The following is a 20241-nucleotide window of genomic DNA, read 5'->3' as shown; positions in this document are numbered from 1 at the left end:
ATCGATCGGGCGAACGGCTGCTCAGCGGCCGACGAGGTCGGCGAGCGTCCGTCGCAGCGGCGTGTGCAGGGCGAGCTGGCTCGACGAGCGCAGCACGCCCTCGGTGGCGACGATCGCCTGGATCACGTCGTGGAGGTGGTCGTTGCTGCGGGCGGCGAGGCGGCACAGCAGGTCGCCGGCACCGGTGATCACGTGGACCTCCATCACCTCGGGCGTCGCTTCGAGCGCTGCGACGACACGGTCGTGTGCGCCCTGGGCGATCGTCAGCGTGGTGAAGGCCGTCACGGCGAGATCGGACGTGCGCGGATCGAGGTCGGGGCCCCACCCGGTGATCACCCCCGTGTCGACCAACCGATGGAGGCGCGACTGCACGGTGCCGCGCGCCATGCCCAGCGAACGGGCCAGGTCGCTGTTCGACAGACGACCGCCGCGCCGCAGCGCGCCGATCAATCTGCGGTCGGCGTTGTCGATCTGGTAGGTCGAGTCGCTCACTCTGTCCACCGTACTGCCGATGGGTGATCAGTTCGCACAACGTTCTTGCGGTTCAGGGCGCGTTCGGTCAGCCTGGTGCGACATCGTCGTCGAACACGACGCGTCGTCGAGATCGGAGTCATCACATGTCGCACCTCAAGCGGGTCGATCACATCAGCTACGCCTGCGCCACGGGCACGATCGAGAAGTGGACCTGGTTCCACACCGAGGTCGAGGGCGGCCGGCTGATCAACCGCATCGACGACGTGCGGCCCGACGACCCGAACGACAGCATGAAGATCTGGTGCATCGACTACGGCGAGTTCGGCGTCGCCCTCATCGAGGGGATCGACCGCGCCAAGAAGAGCCAGGTGACGGCGTTCGTCGAGGCGCACGGCGACCACTCGGTGCAGCACGTCGCCTACGACACCTACGACCTCGACGCCTTCATCGCCCACATGAAGCGCCTCGGCGGCAGCCCGCGCGGCGAGGTGCTCGTGCGCAACGACGGGTTCGGCGTGCTCAAGCAGATGTTCGCCCGCGGGTACACCGAGGGCGCCGCCGACGAGACCAACTTCCCCGAGTACGTCGAGCGGCCCAACGCCGAGACCGGCGAGGACGTCAGCATCACGTTCGCCGAGGAGACCGGCAAGGGCTTCTACGACCAGGTGGCCAACGCGGTCGAGGCCGGCGACGAGGCCCCGTTCTTCGACTTCTCGAAGATGCCCGCCGACTGGCAGGTCCCCGAACCGAGCCCGCTCGAAGGCGCCCGCTGACAAGCAGCGGGTTCGCCCGCTGACGAGCAGCGAGTTCGCCCGCTCGGGACAGTGGGGCCGCCCGCACCGTAGTGTTCCCATCCAGGGGGCACGATGAGCGAGGCCGCGTACCACCAGATCCGAACCGGTCCGAGTGGGCCGCCGCCCGGCTGCCCGGTCGACCACTCGTCGTTCCGGCCGCTCTCGGCCGAGTACGTCGCCGACCCGTACCCCACCGCTGCACGCCTGCGCGAGGAGACGCCCGTGGTGTTCGCCGAGGACCTCGGCTACGTCGTCGTCTCCCGGATGGCGGACGTCACCGAGGTGTTCATGAACCCCGACGTCTACTCGTCCGAGAACGTGCAGGACCCGGTCTTCCCGCTCTGCGACGAGGCCGCGGCCATCCTCGCCGACCCGGAGTTCGACCCCGTCGCGGTGATGTCGAACCGCCAGGAACCCGACCACGGGCGCATCCGCCAGTACACGAAGAAAGGCTTCTCCAACCGCCGCAACAAGGTGCTCGAGCCGTACATCCGGCGCAGGGCCGGTGAGCTGATCGACGAGATGATCGCCGGCGGACCACCCGCCGACTTCGTGGCCGCCGTCGCCAACCCGTTGCCGGGTGAGGTCGTGTTCCGCTTCATGGGGTTCCCCGAGTCGGACGACGCCCAGCTCAAGGAGTGGTGCGGCGATCGGCTGGCGTTCTCGTGGGGTCGGCCGACGCCCGACGAGCAGGTCGAGATCGCCACCAAGATGGTGGCCTACTGGAAGTACGTGCGCGAGTTCACGGCCCGCAAGCGCGACCAACCGGGCGACGACCTCGCCTCCGAGCTGCTGGCCGACCACGAGGCGAACCCCGACGACCTCACCTATCGCGAGGTCGAGTCGATCCTCTACGGCCTGTCCTTCGCGGGCCACGAGCCGGTCACGCTCTACCTCGGCAACGCGCTGCTGACGCTGCTCCCCCGGCGCGAGGTGTGGGACGCGATGTGCGCCGACCCCGCCGTCGTGCCGCTCGCGATGGAGGAGGTCATCCGGTGGAACTCACCGCAGGTCGGCTGGCGCCGGGTGACCACGGAGGACACGACCCTCGGCGGGGTCGACATCCCGGCCGGCACGCAGGTCTTCCTCAACCTCGGTGCGGCGAACCACGATCCGGCGGTGTTCGAGGACCCCGAGCGCTACGACCTCGAGCGGTCGAACGCTCGCCAGAACATCTCGTTCGGGAAGGGCAACCACTACTGCCTCGGTGCGATGTTCGCCCGCCTCGAGGCGAACGCGATCATGGAGACGCTCACGCAGCAGCTCCCCTCCATGCGCCTCGTGCACGATCAGCAGGTCACGCGGTTCCCCAACATCACGTTCCGAGGACCGAGCCGCCTCGACGTGACCTGGGACGGGTGAGCCGGCGGCTGAGGCCGCTGCTTGGGTGGACTGATCGTCGGCGACGACCACGTCACCGTCCTCGCCAGCCCGTGATCGTGATCGACGTGCTCACGCGAGCATCACCATCAGCCTCGCCGGGCGAGGCGGGTCCTCGCACTCGCTGGCGTCTCGGCCCGCTCGCCGCGGCGGATGGCCTCCTTCCGGTCGAGCTTCACCGGGACACCCTGGTTGTCGCCCGGCGGCAGCATGTCGGGCTCGTAGAGCGCGATCCGCTGCTTGTCGGCGATCCGGCCGCCGTCGGGGTCGAGACCACGGGCATTGGTGCCCTTCTCCGGGACGATCGTGCGGCCGTCCTTCCACTGGAGGTCCCACCACCACTTCTTGACCGGGTTGATCGAGCCGTTGCCGACCTGGTCGTCGAGGCGGGCGATCCACGAACGGGCGAACGGCAGCTTGATCGCCGCCCAGAGGAAGGAGCGCTCCGACAGCACGCCCTCGGTGTTGAACGGGCAGGTCTTCATGCAGCGCCCGCACGCCGACCCCTTCAGGTTGCCGAGCCGGTACTTGGTGCACTTCTCGACGTCGGGCTTCCACGTCTCGTAGCCGTTGAACATGATCTTGTCGCCGAACGGGATCGCCCCGCACGGACACTCGCGGGCGCACTTCGTGCACTTCTGGCAGAAGTCCTGCAACCCGAAGTCGATCTTCCGGTCGGGCGTGAGCGGCAGGTCGGTGGTGACCACGACCGATTTGAACCGCGGCCCGACGAACGGATTGAGCACGAGCTCGCCGATCCGGCTCATCTCGCCGAGCCCGGCCTCGAGCACGAGCGGGATGTGCAGCACCTCGGAGTCGCGATTGGTGTGACTGCGGGCGCCGTGGCCGAGCGATCGGAGGTGCTCGGCGATGATGCCGGCGATCTGGGCACCGCGCATGTACGCCCGCATCGACTGTGCGCCCGACACCCAGTCGTCGCCACTGGCGCCCTCCATCGTCTCGTACCCCTGGTCGAGCAGGATCACGATGGCGTTGCGGTGCCGGGGCTCGATGACCTCGCCCTTCCCGTTGTGGGAGTACCAGACGTACTCGGGCACCTCGCAGACGCCGACCATGTCGCCGCCGAGGTGGTACGCCAGGGCCTTGACCGCGTCGGCGTTCCGGTCGGGATCCTTGGTGCCCGCGGCGACCGCGTCGGCAACCGGTCCGTCCTGGTGCGGCACCATCGCGTCGATCTGCTGGATGTAGGTCTGCGCCTGGGGCGTCTTGTACGCGAAGACCTTCACGTCGTTCTGGAACTTCGGGCCCAGGTCACCGTGGGCGGCGCGCGGGAACCCGCCGGCCCGTACGGGTACCCGCTGCACCTCGTCGGCGATGATCAGCGTGGTGGGCTCGTCGACGCGCTTGATCCGCTCCATCGGCTGGCGGCCCATGTGCAGCGGCCGGTGATCGCCGTTCAGGCGGCCGATGCCGGCGCGGGTGCCGCGCCGGCCCAGCAGCCAACCGATCGAGCGGGTCGTCCGCAGCGAGCCGACCAGACCACGGGGTGCGAGCGGAGCATCGGCGGCGATCTCCATCTCGGTCGACACGACCGACAGCGCGAAGCCGCCACGCAGGTACGGCGCCTTCAGTGCGCCGCCGACCGACTCGATCAGGCCGCACTGGAGTGCGACACGCTCCAGGTCGAGGTCGGTCGCCGACGGCGTGTGGGCGACAGCGTCGAATCCGAGGCGGCGGATGTAGCCGGCGGTGAGCACGGCGAGCTCAGCTGCGCGTAGATCGGCGTTGACCTGACGGGTGCCGTCGATCCACTCGTCACCGGGTTGACCGCGGCCGACCGTCCGGGTGTGTGCGACGAGCGCGACGACCGCGTGGCCGTGCCGTCGAGCCTCGGGGTTCGACCACGCGTCCTCCGGGACGACCGCGCAGCCGACCATGTCGGCATCGAGGAAGTAGAGGCCGGCCTTCAGGTTGTGCGCTCGCTCGACCGGGTCGTCCGGAATCGGTGCCGGCTCGGCGACCTCGCCCGAGCGCTGCGCATCGAACAGGTCGAGGTAGAGCCGGAATGCGTGGCTCGCTCCGTCCGGACCCTCCGGCCGCTGCTCGACGGGTCGGGTTCCGCCGAGGTGTCGGGGCTCCTCGGTCGGATCGTCGAGGCGTGGCAGCCGCTCCAGCGGATACGGCCCGAGGTGCACCGGGCGCTTCCTGTGCGAGAACAGCTTCATGGCCGACGGGGCGTCCAGGAGTCGGGTTGTCGCCGCGCCACCGCTCCTTCAGTCGCAGTGCTTCGGGCTCGGTGCGAGGTCGAGGGCCGGGTTGCGGTCGAAGAAGCCGTTCGGCTTCAGCATGAAGCCCAGCATCTCGACCGGCATCACCGGGTAGTCCTCGGGCCGCACGATGTGGGTGGCGCCGAACGTGTGCCACACCACGATGTCGGTGTCCTCGATCGAGCGGTCGGCTGCCGTCCACCTCGGCAACCCGTCGCCGCCGGGGTGCCGCGCCGGGAAGTCGCCGGCCGGATGACGTTCGTCGGGGTCGAAGGGGGTGACCCACAGGTTCTGCGTGGCGAACGTGGCACGCTCTCGGATCGCGGCGCCCGGTTGCGCCAGCATCGTCGGCGAGTACCCGGGCATCAGTCTGTACGCGACCGGTTGTCCGTGGGCGTTCAGCTTGCCGTGGTTCTCGATCAGCCACGTCCGGCTGGCCCCGGCGTCGGAGATCCGCTGGGCCTGCTGCTCGGTCGTGAGCGTGGTCGTGACGGTGTCGAACGCATGAGGGTGGTCGCCCTCGACCGGTACGACGTCGAGCTCGCTGACGGTGTTCGGCCCGCCGTCGACGTCGACGTCGAGCCGGACGCAGAACATGTGCTGGTGATGGGGCGCGGCGAGGTTCGGGCCGATGCGGGTGGCGCCGACCGGCTCCTCGCCGTCTGCCAACGCCTGGGTCTGCACGATGCCGGTCATCTTGATCAGCAGTTCGATGTTCCCGTCGAGGTAGAAGTGCCAGTAGAAGGCGTACTCGTAGTTGCCGACCGTGGCGATCGAGCTCACCACCAGCCGGCGAGACCGGCGGACCTCGGTGGAGTCGCTGGCGAAGTCCCAGTGCTTCCAGAGCATCCCGAAGTCCTCCTCGTGGATGCACACCGTGTTCTGCTGCGCGAACGGTTGGCCCTCCTGGTCGACCGAGACGCTGTCGAGGTAGCGGATCTCACCGAGGCAGTCGCAGCCGAGCTCGAGGCTGTTGAGCAGCTGCCCGAGCCCGATCTCGCCGGCGTCGAACGCGTTCTTCCACCAGTGGTTGGTCGCCGTCGACCCGTACGGGACGACCATGTCGCCCAGCGCGGCGCGGTAGAGGATCGGGCGCGGGCCGTCGTCGTCGTGCCAGGTGATCTGGTGGAGGACGAGGCCCTCGATCGGGGCGACCGAGACTCGCATCGACCACCGCTCCCACGTCAGCAGCTGGCCGTCGAGCGTGAAGCCCGGCCCGTCGGGTTGCGTGATGTCGAGCGGCGCCGGTGTGCGCAGCGACCCACCGCCCTCGGTCGCCGCCTCGACGTCGTAGCGGCCGTGCGGCTCGGGCACCGGCACGATGTCGCCCTCGATCAGCTCGAGCACCTCGCCGGCGTCGAAGTCGACGATCGCGACGAAGTTCTCGATCGGGTGTGCGTAGCCGTTGTCGTCGGGTCGATCGCGGACGTAGCTGACGGCCCGACAGACACGACGGCCCTGCCACTCGCCGTCGCTCCCGAAGTTGCCGGCCGGCCACGGGTCGGCCTGGACCTTGTCGAGATCGGTGACGCCTCGTGTGGCGAGCGCGGCGACGTAGCGCTCGTCGGCCTTGAGGATGTCCTCGAGCATGAAGAACTCCTCGAGCATGAGGTGCGGCTGCACGCCGGCGATCTCCTCCCAGGACGTGACCGCTCCGTTCGTGATCGAGACCAGCGCAACCGCTGTCGTCCGGGTGTCACGGTCGTAGCAGACGATGCGGGCGACCCGCTCGATCGGGTCGCCGGACCTGAAGGCTCTGACGATCGACTTCGCCGGCTCCTCCAGGGCGATCGACGTGATACGGAGCCGAGGCGGCAGCTCCCGACCATCGCGCAACACGGCCATAGCGGCGGTGATCTCGTCCGCCGACAACGGGTCGAGCGGATGGGTCGCGGTGGTGGGCGTGGTGGCGAGCTCGGTCATGGGTCCCCCGATCCGTGACGACGTCCGGGACCGAACGTTACGCGCTCACCCGCGAGCTCGCCGCCTCAGAGGTCACCGGCGCACCGGCGTCACGAGTCGGCCGAGGTCAGCGGGTCGGCCCCTCCGCTACATCGCCACTGCGATCGCAAGCGGCTCGAGGCGAGCCGGATCGACGGCGCCGCGCATCGACCAGACGACGACGTCGACGCCGACCTCGAAGAAGCCTGCCGCCTCCTCGGCGTGCGCCTGCATCGAGCGCTCCTCGTCGAACGCCAGGTGCACCGATCGGGTGATCTGCGCCGGGTCGCGACCGACGGCCTCGCAGTGACCGCAGAGCACGGCGTCGAGCTCGACCCACTCGGCGGGGCTCGCCGGGAAGGTCATGTCCCACTGATCCGCGAACCGGGCTGCGGTCCGGAGCGTGCGGCGGCGACCCTTGCCCCCGACGACGATGGGGATCCGCTCCTGGACCGGCTTCGGCTCGCACCACGCGTCGGTCAGGCGGTACCACTCCCCCTCGAAGGTGGTCGTGTGGCTCGTGAGCAACGACTCGATGACCTGGACCCCCTCCTCGAAGCGGTCCGACCGCTGCTTGAGCGTGCCGAGCTCGATGCCGTACGCGCTCGATTCCATCTCGTTCCAGCCGGCGCCGATGCCGAGCTCGAACCGCCCGCCGGAGATGTGGTCGAGCGTCGCCGCCATGTTGGCGGTCACGGCGGGGTGCCGGTGGTGCATGCCGTTGACCATCGCGCCGATGCGGATCCGCGACGTCGCCTGCGCCAGCGCACCGAGCATCGTCCAGCCTTCGAGGTTGGGGCCGTCGAACGGCTCGGCGAGCGGATAGAAGTGATCCCAGGTCCACGCCGATTCGAAGATCGGGATGCCGTCGGCCTCACGCCACACGTCGAGGAAGTCGGCCCACGGGGCGTGGTGTGGCGGCGTCTTGATGGCGTGTCGTCCCATGCCCGACCAGTCTGATCGACGAGCCCGGCTCTGTCGACAATCTTGTCAACATTTGGCAGACTGCCTTCGGTGAGCGACGGCATCCCGTGCATGATCCTCCGTGGCGGCTCGTCCAAGGGCGCCTACTTCCTTCGCGACGACCTGCCGAGGGATCCCGACGCTCGCGACTCGCTCCTCCGGCGGGTCATGGGCTCCCCCGACGCCCGTCAGATCGACGGCATCGGTGGGGCGCACCCGCTCACCTCCAAGGTCGCCATCGTCTCGTCGGCGAGCGACGACGCCGCCGACGTCGACTACCTCTTCCTGCAGGTCGGCGTCGCCGACGACGTCGTGTCCGACCGCCAGAACTGCGGCAACGTCCTGGCCGGCGTGGGCCCGTTCGCGCTCGAACGCGGCCTGCTCACGGGCCCCGAGCACGGCGAGTGCACGGTCCGGATCAGGATGCTGAACACCGACTCGATCGCAACCGCTCGCTTCGCCGTGCTCGACGGCGCGCCGGTCTACGGCGGCGCGACCGCGATCTCCGGCGTGCCGGGCACGGCCGCCGCGATCCACCTCGACTTCGAGGGGCTCGCCGGTGGGAGCACGGGAGCGCTCCTGCCGACCGGCAACGTCGTCGACACGGTCGAGGGCACCGCGTGCACGCTGATCGACAACGGGATGCCCGTCGCGGTCCTGCGCGCCGACTCGCTCGGCGTGTCGGGCGACGAGACGTGCGCCGAGCTCGAACAGGACGCCGACCTCCGCGCTGCGCTGGAGGCGATCCGGCTGAAGGCCGGCGAGCTGATGGGTCTCGGCGACGTGCGCGAGACCACCGTGCCCAAGCTGACGCTCGTCTCGCCGCCGAGCGCCGGCGGCCATCTCTCGACCCGCACGTTCATCCCCCATCGATGCCACGACGCGATCGGCGTGCTCGGCGCGGTGTCGGTCGCGACGGCGGCCCTCCTCGAGGGCTCACCCGCCCACGCCTGCGCGACCGCGCCCGGGGGCGACGTCGTGCGGCTCGAGCATCCGACCGGCTGTTTCGACGCCGTCGTCGAGGTCGACGCGCTGGCCGACGGCGGCGTCCAGGTCTCGCGAGCCGGGATCATCCGCACCGCCCGCAAGCTGATGGACGGCACGGTGTTCCCGCGGGTCGACACGGAGCGTTGAGCGGTGGCTCCTCGCAATCCGCCGCACGACTTCCCCCTCGAACGGACCGTGCCCGGGCCGATTGCCGAAGCCTCGCCGCCCGCGGCGGTCCGCCCGCCGGCTCTCGCGTGCGACGCCCACTGCCACATCTTCGGCCCCGCCGAGCGGTTCCCCTTCTCGCCGACCCGGACGTACACGCCGCCCGACTCCGGGATCGACGACTTCGAGCGCCTGCAGCGCCGGCTCGGATTGGAGCGAGCGGTGTTCGTGCAGGCCAGCTGCCACGGTGCCGACAACTCGGCGATGCTCGATGCGATCGAGCGCGGCGCCGGCCGCTACGCGGGCGTCGCCATGATCGACCCGTCGTTCACCGACGACGACCTCGCCGAGCTGCACGAGCATCAGGTCCGCGGCATCCGCTTCAACTTCGTGGCCCATCTCGGCGGCGCCCCGGACCTCGACGAGTTCCGGGACCTCGTCCATCGCGTCGCGGCGCTGCGCTGGCACGTGGTGCTCCACCTCGACGCGAGGGACTTCGGCACGTACTCGGGGCTGCTCGACGCGATGCCCGTGCCCTATGTGATCGACCACATGGCGCGAGTACCCGCCGCCGACGGCGTCGACCAGGAGCCGTTCCAGCGCCTGCTCGAACGGCTGGCGTCCGACGAGCGGTGCTGGGTGAAGGTCTCCTGCGCCGAGCGTCTGACCGAAGGACGCATCGCGCCGTACGACGACGTGGTGCCGTTCGGGCGCGCCCTGGTCGAGTGCGCCCCGGATCGTGTGCTTTGGGGAACCGACTGGCCGCACCCGAACCTGGTCGACATGCCCGACGAGGGCCGGCTGCTCGACCTCCTCGCGGCGTTCGCTCCCGATCAGGCCAGCAGGGATCGGATCCTGGTCGACAACCCGCAGGTGCTGTATGACTTCTCGTGACATGGCCACAGGCTCCGTGACCGACGAGCTCCGGCAGGACATCCTCACCGGTCGCTTCGAGCCGGGCGACCGGCTGCTCGAGGTCCCACTGGCCGAGCTGTACCGGTGCGGGCGGGCCGCCGTGCGGTCGGCCCTCGTCGAGCTGACGTCGGAGGGGCTGGTCGAACGGGAGGCGAACCGGGGCGCAACGGTCCGTCGGATCTCGATCGAGGAGGCGATCCAGATCACCGAGGCCCGGGCCGCGCTCGAAGGCTTGATCGCAGCGCAGGCCGCGCATCACGCCACCAGCGACGAGCGCGATGAGCTACGCGGCATCGTCGACGACATGCGCGCCGCGGTCGCCGAGGATCGCGACGGCGACTACTCCGAGCTCAACGCCCTGCTCCACCGCCGCCTGCGGGAGATGAGTGGGCACACGATCGCGAGTCAGCTCGTCGCGAACCTGCGCAACCGCGCTGCACATCATCAGTATCGACTCGCGCTGATGCCGGGGCGCCCCGGCGAGTCGCTCGGGCAGCACGCATCGATCGTCGAAGCGGTGGTCGCCGGAGACGAGCACGCCGCAGCTGCTGCGATGCGCGACCACCTGCAGTCGGTGATCGAGGTGTTGCACCGCTGGCGCGACGCCCGCCGCCCCACCTGAGTCGCGAGTTGCGTCAGACACAACTCGCGACGTGTCAGGGGTCGAGGCGGTCGACGTACTCGACGCCGAGGTCGGCGAGCTCGTCGCGCAGGCCGTAGAAGTCGAGGCCCAGCTCACCGGCATCGAGCCGGGCGCGGGTTGCCGCCTCCTTGTCGAGCCGGGCCTGCGACTGCGCAAGCGCCCACTCGGCCTCGCCGAGCGACACGACCACGACGCCGTCGTCGTCGGCGCACACCACGTCGCCCGGCTCGATGACGACCCCACCGATCGATACCGGCACGTTGACCGAACCCGGCGTCGCCTTGACCGTCCCCTGGCACGACACGTGGCGCGTCCAGACCGGGAAGCCCATGTCGCGCAGCTCGGACGTGTCGCGCACGCCGGCGTCGATGACGAGACCTCGAACGCCTCGCGTCATCAGCGACGTCGCCAGCAGCTCGCCGAACATGCCGTGCGTCGACGGTGCGGTGGTCGTCACGACGAGGACGTCGCCCGGCCGGCAGACCTCGACCGCGGCGTGGATCATCATGTTGTCGCCGGGGTGGCTCGACACCGTGACCGCCGAGCCGCCGACCCGCACGTCCTGCTGGATCGGGCGCAGCTCGGCGCCGAGGAACCCGCGCCGCCCGATCGCCTCGTGCACCGTCGCCGTGCCCATCGACGCAAGCCCGTCGACGGTCGCGATGCCGGCCCGGTCGATCTCGGTGACCACCACGTGGCGGCCGTGGGAAGGCTGGTTCATGGCAGCTCCAATCTCGGGAAGACCTTGCGGGCGTTCTCTTCGAAGACGAGCCGTCGGCCGTCGTCGTCGAGCGACGAAGCGTCGAGGTACACCTTGGTGTCGTCGTAGTGTCGACCCGTGTCGGGGTTGACGCCACGCACCGCGCCGACCATCTCGGAGGCGAACAGCACGTTCTCGGTGGGCACCACGTCGAGCAGCAGGTCGATGCCGGGCTGGTGGTACACGCACGTGTCGAACCAGATGTGGTCGAGCAGCGCATCGAAGTCCCATCCCTGGTCGGCGGCCATGCCGGTGAAGCGACCCCAGTGGTACGGCACGGCACCACCGCCGTGCGGAATGATCCACCGGAGACCCGGGAAGTCGGCCATGAACCCGGACGCCAGCGCCTGCATGAAGGCGGTCGTGTCGGCACCGAGGTAGTGCGAACCCGTGGTGTGGAAGCTCCGGTTGCAGGCCGCGGACACGTGGATCATCGCAGGAACGTCGAGCTCGATCATCGCTTCCCACAGCGGCCACCAGTATCGGTCGAACAGCGGCGGCCCGGTCCAGAAGCCGCCACTCGGGTCGGGGTTGACGTTGCAGCCGATGAAGCCCATCTCGTCGATGCAGCGCCGGAGCTCATGGACCGACCCGTCGATCGACGCACCGGGCGACTGCGGCAGCTGGCAGGCGGGTGCGAAGTTGTCCGGGTACAGGTCGCAGACGCGGCGGATCAGTTCGTTCTGGTGCTCGGTCCAGAACCGGGACGTGTGCTCGTTGCCGATGTGGTGCGCCATCCACGACGCCCGCGGCGAGAAGATCGTCAGGTCGGACCCTCGTTCGCGCTGGAACGCGAGCTGTGCCGACTCCAGGCTCTCGCGGATCTCGTCGTCGGTGACCGCCAGGGCGCCCTTCTCGCCCACGAACGCCGCGTCGGCGGCCACGGCGGCCTTCTGTGCGTCACGCCACGCAGCCACGCCCGGCGGTGTGGTGGTGTAGTGGCCGTGGCAATCGATGATCCGGTGCACGTGACGTCCCTCCGTCGGCACCGCCCGTTGACGCAGGGGTCGGTGCCCCGAGTAAGGTACCGGATTGTCGACAATCTTGTCGACAGTGAGCAGGTGCTCGAGGGGGCTGCCGGATGAGAACCCAGGTCGCGATCGTCGGAGCCGGGCCGGCCGGATCGCTCCTGTCGCTGCTGCTGCGCCGGCACGGCATCGAGTCGGTCGTCGTCGAGCGTCAGACCAAGGAGTACGTGCTCGGCCGCATCCGCGCCGGCGTGCTCGAGTGGACGACGGTCGAGCTACTGAGAGCAGCCGGCCTCGCCGATCGCCTCGACGCCGAGGGGCACGTGCACGACAGCGTGAAGATCGGGTGGCGCGGCGAGGAGATCCTCTCGATCGACTTCCAGCGCCTGACCGGCAAGCCGATGATGTCGTACGGCCAGACGATGATCCAGGAGGACCTCTACCTGGCGGCCGAGGCCGAGGGCGCGAACATCGTCTTCGGCGCATCCGACGTCGAGATCCACGACGTCACGACCGACCAGCCCTGGGTGAGGTTCACCGCCGACGGCGAGCAGGTCCGGCTCGACTGCGACTACGTCGCCGGCTGCGACGGCTACCACGGCGTCAGCCGCGCCACGATTCCCGCCGACGCCAAGACCGAGTACGAGAAGGCGTACCCGTTCGGCTGGCTCGGGATCCTCTCCGAGACACCACCGCTCCCCCATCTGATCTACGCCAACCACGAGCGCGGCTTCGCGTTGTGCTCGCAGCGCAACCCGATGCTCAGCCGGTACTACGTGCAGTGCCCGCTCGACGACACGGTCGACGACTGGTCGGACGATCGCTTCTGGACCGAGCTGCTGGCCCGCCTACCCGTTTCCGAGGGCGAACAGCTCGTCACCGGCCCATCGATCGAGAAGTCGATCGCCCCGCTGCGCAGCTATGTCTGCGAGCCGATGAGCCACGGCCGGCTGTTCCTCGCCGGCGACGCAGCCCACATCGTCCCGCCGACCGGCGCGAAGGGCCTCAACCTCGCGGTGTCGGACGTGCACTACCTGTCGGAGGCGCTCGCCGCGCACTACGCCGGCGATTCGGCGCCACTCGCGGCCTACTCGGCGACCGCCCTGCACCGCGTCTGGTCGTCGGTCCGGTTCTCGTGGTGGATGACAACGCTGCTGCACCGCTTCCCCGACCAGACGGTGTTCGACCAGCGCATCCAGGAGGAGGACCTCACCCACCTCGCCGCCTCGGAGGCGTCCCAGACCAACGTCGCCGAGCAGTACGTCGGCCTCGACCTCTGACCCGCCGACCAGGAGACAGCATGCCGCTCGACAAGCCCTATCTCGACATCCCCGGCACGACGATCTTCGATGCCGACCAGGCCCGGAAGGGGTACCACCTCAACCAGTTCGCGAAGTCGCTGATGGATGCCGGCAACCGCGAGCGGTTCAAGGCCGACGAGCGCGCCTACCTCGACGAGTGGGACATGACCGACGATCAGAAGCAGGCGGTGATCGACCGCGACTTCAACCGCATCCTCGAGCTCGGCGGCAACATCTACTTCGTCGCCAAGGTCGGCGCGTGCGACGGCCTGTCCTACGTCGAGATCGTGAGCTCGATGACCGAGAACGATGCCGCCGGCCACCAGGCGATGATGCTCGCGGGCGGACGCTCGCCTGACGGCAACCGCTACCTCCACGAATGGGAGGGTCGCGGGGAGGACGAGGAAAGCGACGGCTGATGGCCCGCATCACCGCCAGCCTCTACATGTCGCACGTGCCCGCCATCGGCGCCGCGATCGACGAGGGCCTCACCGACGAGCCGTACTGGAAGCCGCTGTTCGAAGGGATCCAGCCCGCCCGTGACTGGATCGCCGAGCACCCACCCGACGTGGTCATCCTCGTCTACAACGACCACGGCAACGCGTTCAGCTTCGACCTGATCCCCACCTTCGCCTTCGGCACCGGCGAGAGCTTCATGCCCGCCGACGAGGGGTGGGGCCCGCGTCCCGTTCCGACCGTGATCGGCCATCCCGAGCTGGCTGCGCACATCGCACAATCGGTCATCCTCGACGAGTTCGACCTCACCCTCGTCAACAAGATGCCCGTCGACCACGGCTGCACCGTGCCGCTGTCGATGATGTTCGGCCAACCCGACGCATGGCCGTGCCAGGTCATCCCGCTCGCGGTCAACGTGGTGCAGTACCCGGTGCCCACCGGACACCGCTGCCTGGCGCTCGGCCAGGCGATCCGGCGCGCCGTCGACGGGTTCGACGACGACCTGAACGTGCAGATCTGGGGCACCGGCGGCATGAGCCACCAGCTCCAGGGGCGGCGGGCCGGCCTCATCAACCAACCGTGGGACAACGAGTTCTTCGAGCGCATGATCGACGACCCGGTCGACCTCGCGCGGATGCCGCACGTCGACTACGTGCGCGAGGCCGGCTCCGAGGGCATCGAGCTGGTCATGTGGCTGATCGCCCGCGGCGCGATGGGAGACCTGGCGGGAGGCGCTGCGCCCACCGAGGCGCACCGCCTCTACCACGTGCCCGCGAGCAACACGGCAGTCGGGCAGCTGATCCTCGAGGAGGCCTCGTGACCGTCCGGATCGCCGTCGCCGGCGCTGGCGCCTTCGGCAACAAGCACCTCGACGGGCTGGCCGCGATCGACGACGCGGAGGTCGTCGCGATCGCCGACCCGGTCGCGGCGAACGCCCAGAAGGTCGCCGAGGCGCGCGGCATCCCACACGTGGCGACCGAGCTCGACGCAGTGCTGGCGCGTGACGACGTCGACGCCGTCATCCTCGCCACACCGACGCCGGTGCATGCCTCACAGGCGATCGCCTGCCTCGAAGCCGGCAAGCACGTCGAGGTCGAGATCCCGCTGTGCGACAACCTGGCCGACGGACGCGCCGTCGTCGCGGCCCAGGAGGCCAGTGGGCTCGTCGCGATGTGCGGCCACACGCGCCGCTTCAACCCGAGCCACGAGTGGGTGCGCCGGCGCATCGAGTCGGGCGAGTACACGATCCAGCACATGGACGTGCAGACGTTCTTCTTCCGCCGCACGAACACCAACGCCCTCGGCGAGCCGCGCAGCTGGACCGATCACCTGCTCTGGCACCACGCCGCCCACACCGTCGACCTGTTCCAGTACCAAACCGGCTCGCCCGTGGTGGCGGCGCAAGCGATGCAGGGCCCGGTCCACCCCGAGCTCGGCATCGCGATGGACATGTCGATCCAACTCCGCACCGAGGCCGGCCAGCTCTGCACGCTCGCCCTGTCGTTCAACAACGAGGGCCCGTTCGGCACGTTCTTCCGGTACATCGGCGACACCGGCACCTACGTCGCCCGCTACGACGACCTCGTCGACGGCAAGGAGCAGCCGATCGACGTCTCCGACGTCGACGTGTCGATGAACGGCATCGAGCTCCAGGACCGCGAGTTCGTCGCCGCGATCACCGAGGGCCGCGAGCCGAACGCGAGCGTCGCGAAGGTGCTCCCCTGCTACGAGGTGCTCGACCGGATCGAGCGGCACCTGCAGGCGCAACCATGAGCTTCGACCCCGACGCACTGGTCGCCATCGACACCCACGTGCACGTCGAGCAGGACTCGCAGGGGTGTTGCGCGCTCGATCAGGAGCTGCTCGACGCGTCGGCGAAGTACTTCAAGGGCGACGACAACCGGACGCCGACCGTCGCCGACCTCGCCGCGTACTACCGCGAGCGGCAGATCGGCGCCGTCGTCTTCACCGTCGACGCCACCACGGCGCTGGGGCATCCCGCCCTGTCGAGCGAGGAGATCATCGATCTCGTGGCCCGGCACGACGACATCCTCATCCCGTTCGGCTCGGTCGACCCGCTCGCCGACGACGCTGCGGCCCGGGTGCGATCACTCGTCGCACACGGTGCGAAGGGCTTCAAGTTCCACCCGAGCCTGCAGGCGTTCGAGCCGAACGACGAGCGCTACTACCCCATCTACGAAGCGATCGCCGAGGCCGGTGCGCCGACCGTGTTCCACACCGGCCAGACCGGCATCGGCGCCGGCCTGCCGGGCGGCCGGGGCATCAAGCTGCGCTACAGCGACCCGATGCTCCTCGACGACGTCGCCGCCGACTTCCCCACGCTCACCGTCATCCTCGCCCACCCGTCGGTGCCGTGGCAGGACGCTGCGATCTCGATGGCGACCCACAAGGCGAACGTCTACATCGATCTGTCCGGCTGGCTGCCCAAGTACTTCCCGGCGCAGCTCGTCCGCGCCGCGAACGGTCCGCTGCGCCGGAAGGTGCTGTTCGGATCGGACTACCCGGTGATCTCACCCGACCGGTGGATCGCGAGCTTCGACGACCTCGAGATCAAGCCGGAGGTCCGCCCGCTGATCATGAAGCAGAACGCGATCGACGTGCTCGGCCTGAACGGCCGCGACTGAGCGGCGCCAGGTTCAGACGGCCATTGCCTCGGTCTCGATGCCGAACCGCTCGCGCAGCTCGTGGAGGGGCGCGTCGAGCTCGTCCTCCCAGCGGTGGAAGCTCAGGTTCGGCGTGCGCCGGCCGTACAGCCATCCCTCGGCGATCGCATCCATCGCCTTGGTGATGCCCGCCGGGCTCACGAACGCGACGTGGGCGGCGGTCACCGCCATGCGCATCGCGTGGTACGGGAAGCGGAGCTGTGCGAGGTAGAACGCCGCCAGCCCGAGCTCGCCCATCGGGCGCGACGTGTAGCCGGTGAGCACGTGCAAGATGTCGTGGATCTGGAAGCCGCGCAGCATCATGTAGCTGAGGTCGTCGGGCAGGCGATCGAGCTTGCCCGACTGCGTGAGCTCCTCGTTGTACTCGCGGTAGTTGCGGGCGAGGTCGGCCTCGAGGTTGTTCTCGACGACGAACTGACGGAAGTAGGCGCCGAGCGACTCGGGCGGGCACTCCGCCAGCCGGTCGAGCGTCGTCGGCTCGGGCAGGAAGCGCTCGGCGAGGAACGAATCGGAGCCCTCGATCAACCCCAGCTCGGCCCGGTACGCATCGATCGCCGGGTCGGGCGCCTCGTCCCACCACTCGTGGAAGAGCCAGTACACGCCGTACTTGAACGGTTCGTCGACCGACTTCATGAACTTCTCTGCGAACTCGCGGTCGATCGGTGTCGTCGTCATCGGCTCACTCCAGGTCGTGATCGCCGGAACGGTAGCACCGGCCCGCGACGCCATCGATGGCGCGGAATACCGCTGGACCCGTGCCTCCATCGGGGTGCATCATCGAAGTGGGCACCCGAAGGGAGCAGCCGAGATGCTGACCGCCACCATCACCGTCAGGCCCGAACGGTTCGATCGGGTCGACCGCGTCAAGGAAGTCGTCGGCGAGGAGGTCCTGCCGGGCGACGAGAGGTTCTGGATCCTCGGCGAGCCGCTCGTCGTCCAGGCCCGCGACGAACGCATCGAGATCCCGACCGGGTTCACCACCGACGGGGCGTCGGTCCCGGCATGGGCGCAGCGGATCACCGGGTGGGAACCCTGGGAGGACCCGCAGCGATGGGCCGGGATCGTGCACGACTGGCTGTACGCCCAACCGGGTGTCGGGAAGTTGCACGCAGACAACGTCTTCCGTGCGGTCCTGGTGGCCGAGGGCGCCGGCTGGTTCAAGCGCAAGATGATGTACGTCGCAGTGGTCGTCGGCGGCTGGCCCGCCTACCGCGGCAACCAGGAGCGCGGCCCGAGGATCTTCGTCCGCGACGAGCCAACGCCGAACGAGAGCTGAGCGACGCTCGCTCCCGACGATCCGCTGATCTCGTCGATTGACGTCAGCCGTAGTCGTAGACGGTCTGGCTACCGCCCGAGACGTGCGTGATCGTGAAGGTCTCGGCGGCGAGGTCGGCGTCGAGCGTGGCGTGCGTCGCGCCGTTGGTCCATCGCAGCGCGAGGCGGTGCGGTTCGGTCGCGAGGACCTCGAGCCGGCCGTCGAAGGCATCCGAGGTGTTGCGGAGTCGCATCATCTCGAGCTGGTCCAACACGACGGCGCGGGTCAACCCGGCCTCGATGTCCGCTGCGGTCAGGTTCGTGCGGTTGATCTCCTTGTGGCCGCCGGGACCGCCCCGGTCGGCCGCTTCGTCGTCGTTGGCGCCGGCGAAGAGATCGAGGTACCAGACCTGCGGTGTCCCCGGCACGAACAGCTGGATGGCACGGGCGAGGCGCAGCCGGTTCTCGCTCTCGCCGAGCGCGCTGAAGAAGGTGGCGTTCACCTGGTAGTACGAGATCTTCGTGCCGTCGGGACCGTAGAGGTTCTTGACCCGGCCACCCCGTTCGAGCAGCCGCTCGATGATCGCCTCGATCTCGGCGTCGGGCAGCAACCCGTCGGCGTCTCCGCCACCCCGGAGGTCGAGCACGGGAATGCCGTCGTGGCAGCCCAGCATGTTCACGGTGGCGATCTCGTGTTCGAGGAGCTCGCCGATCCAGCGCAGGAGGTTGCGGTTGTTCCCGCTGTCGATCGCGTCGATCACCAGGCCGGGGAGGAAGAAGTCGTAGACCGGGTAACCCTGCTCCGACAGCTCGAGGTGGAGCTTCGCGCCGTACTCGGCGTGGATCTCGGGCAGCAGCGTCAGGCCGTGCTCGTCGGCGATGGTTCGCAGCCGTGCGAGGTAGTCCCACGTGCCGGGCCGGTTGAAGAAGTTGCGCTCGCCGACCGCCTTGTGGAGGTAGGCGAACGCGTCGAGGCGCAGGATCGTGGCGCCGAAGTCGCGCACCTTTGCCACGGTGTCGCGGTAGAACTCCCACACCTGCTCGGACTCGGCGTTGAGGTCCATCTGGCCGAGGTAGGTGCGCTCGCCGTCGACCACGTCGACCTGCTGGTAGAAGGTGTTCCAGTAGAAGCGATCCGAGCCGTCCGGGAACCTCACCCGGAGGATCGGCAGACCGGGCTTCCTCATGAACAGCTTCTCGAGATGGTGGGGCGATGGGACGACGTAGCCGTCGTCGTGGAGCTCTCCCTCGCCCTCCCAGAACCGGTTCCAGTCGATGAAGAAGTCGGCGAACTCGGACTCGTCGCCCCGGGCGAGCATGTCCTGGAACTGGGGCGATCCGACCGACAGGTGGTTGAGCACGAGGTCGAACTTCAGCTCGACCCCGAGCTGGTCGAGCGCGGCGAGATCGTCGGCGGTCACGAGCTCGTCGTTGAGGTCGTAGTCGATGATCGAGAAGCCGCGGTCGAGGTCGCTGTTGAAGACGGTGGGCAGCACGTAGAACAGCGAGAACACGTCGGCCAGCTCGGGGCGCTGCAGCATCCGCACCGTCGCGGCGAGATCGCCGCCCAAGCTGTCGGGGTAGGCGTTGAGCATCACGCCGTTGGGGAGGCCGCCCTTCATCGGACGTCGATCACGTCGTAGTCGCGGGTGATCACGAAGTCGGCGAGCTGGCGATGGCCGGCGATGATCTTGTGCTCGATCTTCAACACGTTCTCGATGAACGGGTCGCCGACCTCGTCGCCCCGGTTCCGCTTCTGGCGGTGCTCGAGGGTGTCCAGCCGGTTGCGGGCGATGAACACCTTGGTGTCGACGTGCTTGAGCAGCGAGGTGTACGTGCCCTCCGCGACCACCACGTCGATGCCGCGGAGGTCGATCGTCTCGGCCTCGACGGAGTTCGCGTCGTAGTCGATCAGCGGCTTCTCGATCTCGTCGGCGCCGTCGATGGCGTCGATCAGGTTCCGTTCGAGGACGTCGAGGTGCACTTCGACGTGGGGGCCGAGCCAGCTGTCGTCCTCGCGGCGCTTGGCGTCGTTGGACTTCGGCGGGAGCACGAAGTAGTCGTCCTGCCCGAGCAGGACCGCGGCGATGTCGTGCGCGGCGAGCTCGTCGGCGATCGCCTTGCCCGTCTCCGACTTCCCGCTCCCCGACTCGCCGGCGACCGTGATCGTGTATCGCCCCGCCTTGGCCCGGATCGCGTCCACGATGTTGGGCACGATGAGGTGCGCTGCCCGCTTGTGGTGCTCTTCGAGAACGATGATGTCGCCCTTCATGATGCGTCGCCTCTCGTGTCGTGTCGATGCCGGTGCGCCAGGCTGCCGAGCCGGTA

The 20241-nt window shown here is 69.0% G+C and carries 20 protein-coding genes; 11 read left to right on the top strand and 9 right to left on the bottom strand.

What is annotated here, in order from left to right; translation table 11 throughout:
• Nucleotides 1-21: 21 nt before the first annotated feature.
• A complete protein-coding gene (locus QNJ12_RS01135; protein WP_300617788.1) occupies nt 22-492 on the bottom strand; it encodes an Lrp/AsnC family transcriptional regulator in 471 nt (156 codons plus the stop codon).
• A gap of 125 nt (nt 493-617) precedes the next feature.
• On the opposite strand from QNJ12_RS01135, the gene QNJ12_RS01130 reads away from it, so the two are divergent.
• A complete protein-coding gene (locus QNJ12_RS01130; protein WP_300617785.1) occupies nt 618-1247 on the top strand; it encodes a hypothetical protein in 630 nt (209 codons plus the stop codon).
• Nucleotides 1248-1340: 93 nt separating this feature from the next.
• Nucleotides 1341-2630 (top strand): cytochrome P450, encoded by a 1290-nt coding sequence (locus tag QNJ12_RS01125; protein WP_300617782.1) that lies wholly within the window; start codon nt 1341-1343, stop codon nt 2628-2630.
• Nucleotides 2631-2737: 107 nt separating this feature from the next.
• Here the strand turns inward: QNJ12_RS01125 and QNJ12_RS01120 are convergent, their stop codons facing one another.
• From QNJ12_RS01120 to QNJ12_RS01110, 3 genes are all read right to left on the bottom strand, one after another.
• Complete coding sequence (locus tag QNJ12_RS01120; RefSeq protein WP_300617779.1) at nt 2738-4834, bottom strand: reductive dehalogenase domain-containing protein; 2097 nt, start codon at nt 4832-4834, stop codon at nt 2738-2740.
• Nucleotides 4835-4882: 48 nt separating this feature from the next.
• Nucleotides 4883-6799, bottom strand: a complete 1917-nt coding sequence (locus QNJ12_RS01115) for a primary-amine oxidase (protein ID WP_300617776.1) — start codon at nt 6797-6799, stop codon at nt 4883-4885.
• Between the two features lie 126 nt (nt 6800-6925).
• The gene (locus QNJ12_RS01110) at nt 6926-7762 is read right to left on the bottom strand and encodes a TIGR03560 family F420-dependent LLM class oxidoreductase (RefSeq protein WP_300617773.1); all 837 of its coding nucleotides are present in this window, start codon (nt 7760-7762) and stop codon (nt 6926-6928) included.
• A gap of 69 nt (nt 7763-7831) precedes the next feature.
• Here QNJ12_RS01110 and QNJ12_RS01105 point away from each other — a divergent pair, with 69 nt between their 5' ends.
• From QNJ12_RS01105 to QNJ12_RS01095, 3 genes are read left to right on the top strand one after another with little or no spacing between them, the layout of a single operon-like run.
• Nucleotides 7832-8914, top strand: coding sequence for a 4-oxalomesaconate tautomerase (locus tag QNJ12_RS01105; protein WP_300617770.1), 1083 nt, complete (start codon nt 7832-7834; stop codon nt 8912-8914).
• 3 nt (nt 8915-8917) lie between these two features.
• Nucleotides 8918-9826: an amidohydrolase gene (locus QNJ12_RS01100; RefSeq protein WP_300617767.1), complete on the top strand. Its 909-nt coding sequence runs from the start codon at nt 8918-8920 to the stop codon at nt 9824-9826.
• A 1-nt stretch (nt 9827) separates the two neighbouring features.
• A complete protein-coding gene (locus QNJ12_RS01095; protein WP_300617763.1) occupies nt 9828-10469 on the top strand; it encodes a GntR family transcriptional regulator in 642 nt (213 codons plus the stop codon).
• A 34-nt stretch (nt 10470-10503) separates the two neighbouring features.
• On the opposite strand, the gene QNJ12_RS01090 is transcribed toward QNJ12_RS01095, so the two are convergent.
• On the bottom strand, nt 10504-11211 hold the full coding sequence (locus QNJ12_RS01090; protein ID WP_300617760.1) for a 4-carboxy-4-hydroxy-2-oxoadipate aldolase/oxaloacetate decarboxylase: 708 nt from the start codon (nt 11209-11211) through the stop codon (nt 10504-10506).
• Entirely contained in the window at nt 11208-12218 is a 1011-nt protein-coding gene (locus QNJ12_RS01085; protein WP_300617757.1) for an amidohydrolase family protein, read from the bottom strand. The genes QNJ12_RS01090 and QNJ12_RS01085 overlap by 4 nt, the downstream gene beginning before the upstream one ends.
• Nucleotides 12219-12331: 113 nt before the next feature.
• Here QNJ12_RS01085 and pobA point away from each other — a divergent pair, with 113 nt between their 5' ends.
• Genes pobA through QNJ12_RS01060 form a run of 5 tightly spaced genes read left to right on the top strand, consistent with a single transcriptional unit; the run spans nt 12332 to nt 16620 of the window.
• Entirely contained in the window at nt 12332-13498 is a 1167-nt protein-coding gene (gene pobA, locus QNJ12_RS01080; RefSeq protein ID WP_300617753.1) for a 4-hydroxybenzoate 3-monooxygenase, read from the top strand.
• Nucleotides 13499-13518: 20 nt separating this feature from the next.
• Nucleotides 13519-13938: a protocatechuate 4,5-dioxygenase subunit alpha gene (gene ligA, locus QNJ12_RS01075; protein WP_300617750.1), complete on the top strand. Its 420-nt coding sequence runs from the start codon at nt 13519-13521 to the stop codon at nt 13936-13938.
• The gene (locus tag QNJ12_RS01070; protein ID WP_300617747.1) at nt 13938-14795 is read left to right on the top strand and encodes a class III extradiol dioxygenase subunit beta; all 858 of its coding nucleotides are present in this window, start codon (nt 13938-13940) and stop codon (nt 14793-14795) included. The genes ligA and QNJ12_RS01070 overlap by 1 nt, the downstream gene beginning before the upstream one ends.
• The gene (locus QNJ12_RS01065; RefSeq protein WP_300617744.1) at nt 14792-15748 is read left to right on the top strand and encodes a Gfo/Idh/MocA family oxidoreductase; all 957 of its coding nucleotides are present in this window, start codon (nt 14792-14794) and stop codon (nt 15746-15748) included. The genes QNJ12_RS01070 and QNJ12_RS01065 overlap by 4 nt, the downstream gene beginning before the upstream one ends.
• On the top strand, nt 15745-16620 hold the full coding sequence (locus tag QNJ12_RS01060; protein WP_300617741.1) for an amidohydrolase family protein: 876 nt from the start codon (nt 15745-15747) through the stop codon (nt 16618-16620). Before QNJ12_RS01065 ends, QNJ12_RS01060 begins: the two co-directional genes overlap by 4 nt.
• A 12-nt stretch (nt 16621-16632) precedes the next feature.
• Here the strand turns inward: QNJ12_RS01060 and QNJ12_RS01055 are convergent, their stop codons facing one another.
• Nucleotides 16633-17334 (bottom strand): Coq4 family protein, encoded by a 702-nt coding sequence (locus QNJ12_RS01055; protein WP_300617738.1) that lies wholly within the window; start codon nt 17332-17334, stop codon nt 16633-16635.
• 133 nt (nt 17335-17467) lie between these two features.
• Between QNJ12_RS01055 and QNJ12_RS01050 the strand changes: the two genes are divergently transcribed.
• Nucleotides 17468-17935: a DUF1353 domain-containing protein gene (locus QNJ12_RS01050; protein WP_300617735.1), complete on the top strand. Its 468-nt coding sequence runs from the start codon at nt 17468-17470 to the stop codon at nt 17933-17935.
• Between the two features lie 43 nt (nt 17936-17978).
• On the opposite strand, the gene QNJ12_RS01045 is transcribed toward QNJ12_RS01050, so the two are convergent.
• Together QNJ12_RS01045 and QNJ12_RS01040 are read right to left on the bottom strand one after the other, a co-directional pair.
• Entirely contained in the window at nt 17979-19535 is a 1557-nt protein-coding gene (locus tag QNJ12_RS01045) for an alpha-amylase family glycosyl hydrolase (protein WP_300617732.1), read from the bottom strand.
• A complete protein-coding gene (locus QNJ12_RS01040; protein WP_300617729.1) occupies nt 19532-20185 on the bottom strand; it encodes a hypothetical protein in 654 nt (217 codons plus the stop codon). The genes QNJ12_RS01045 and QNJ12_RS01040 overlap by 4 nt, the downstream gene beginning before the upstream one ends.
• Nucleotides 20186-20241: the final 56 nt, after the last annotated feature.

Source organism: Ilumatobacter sp. (assembly GCF_030065885.1).
Classification (GTDB): Bacteria; Actinomycetota; Acidimicrobiia; order Acidimicrobiales; family Ilumatobacteraceae; genus Ilumatobacter.
The sequence above is the reverse complement of the archived record's forward strand: the minus strand, read 5'-3'. Positions and strand labels throughout refer to the sequence as shown.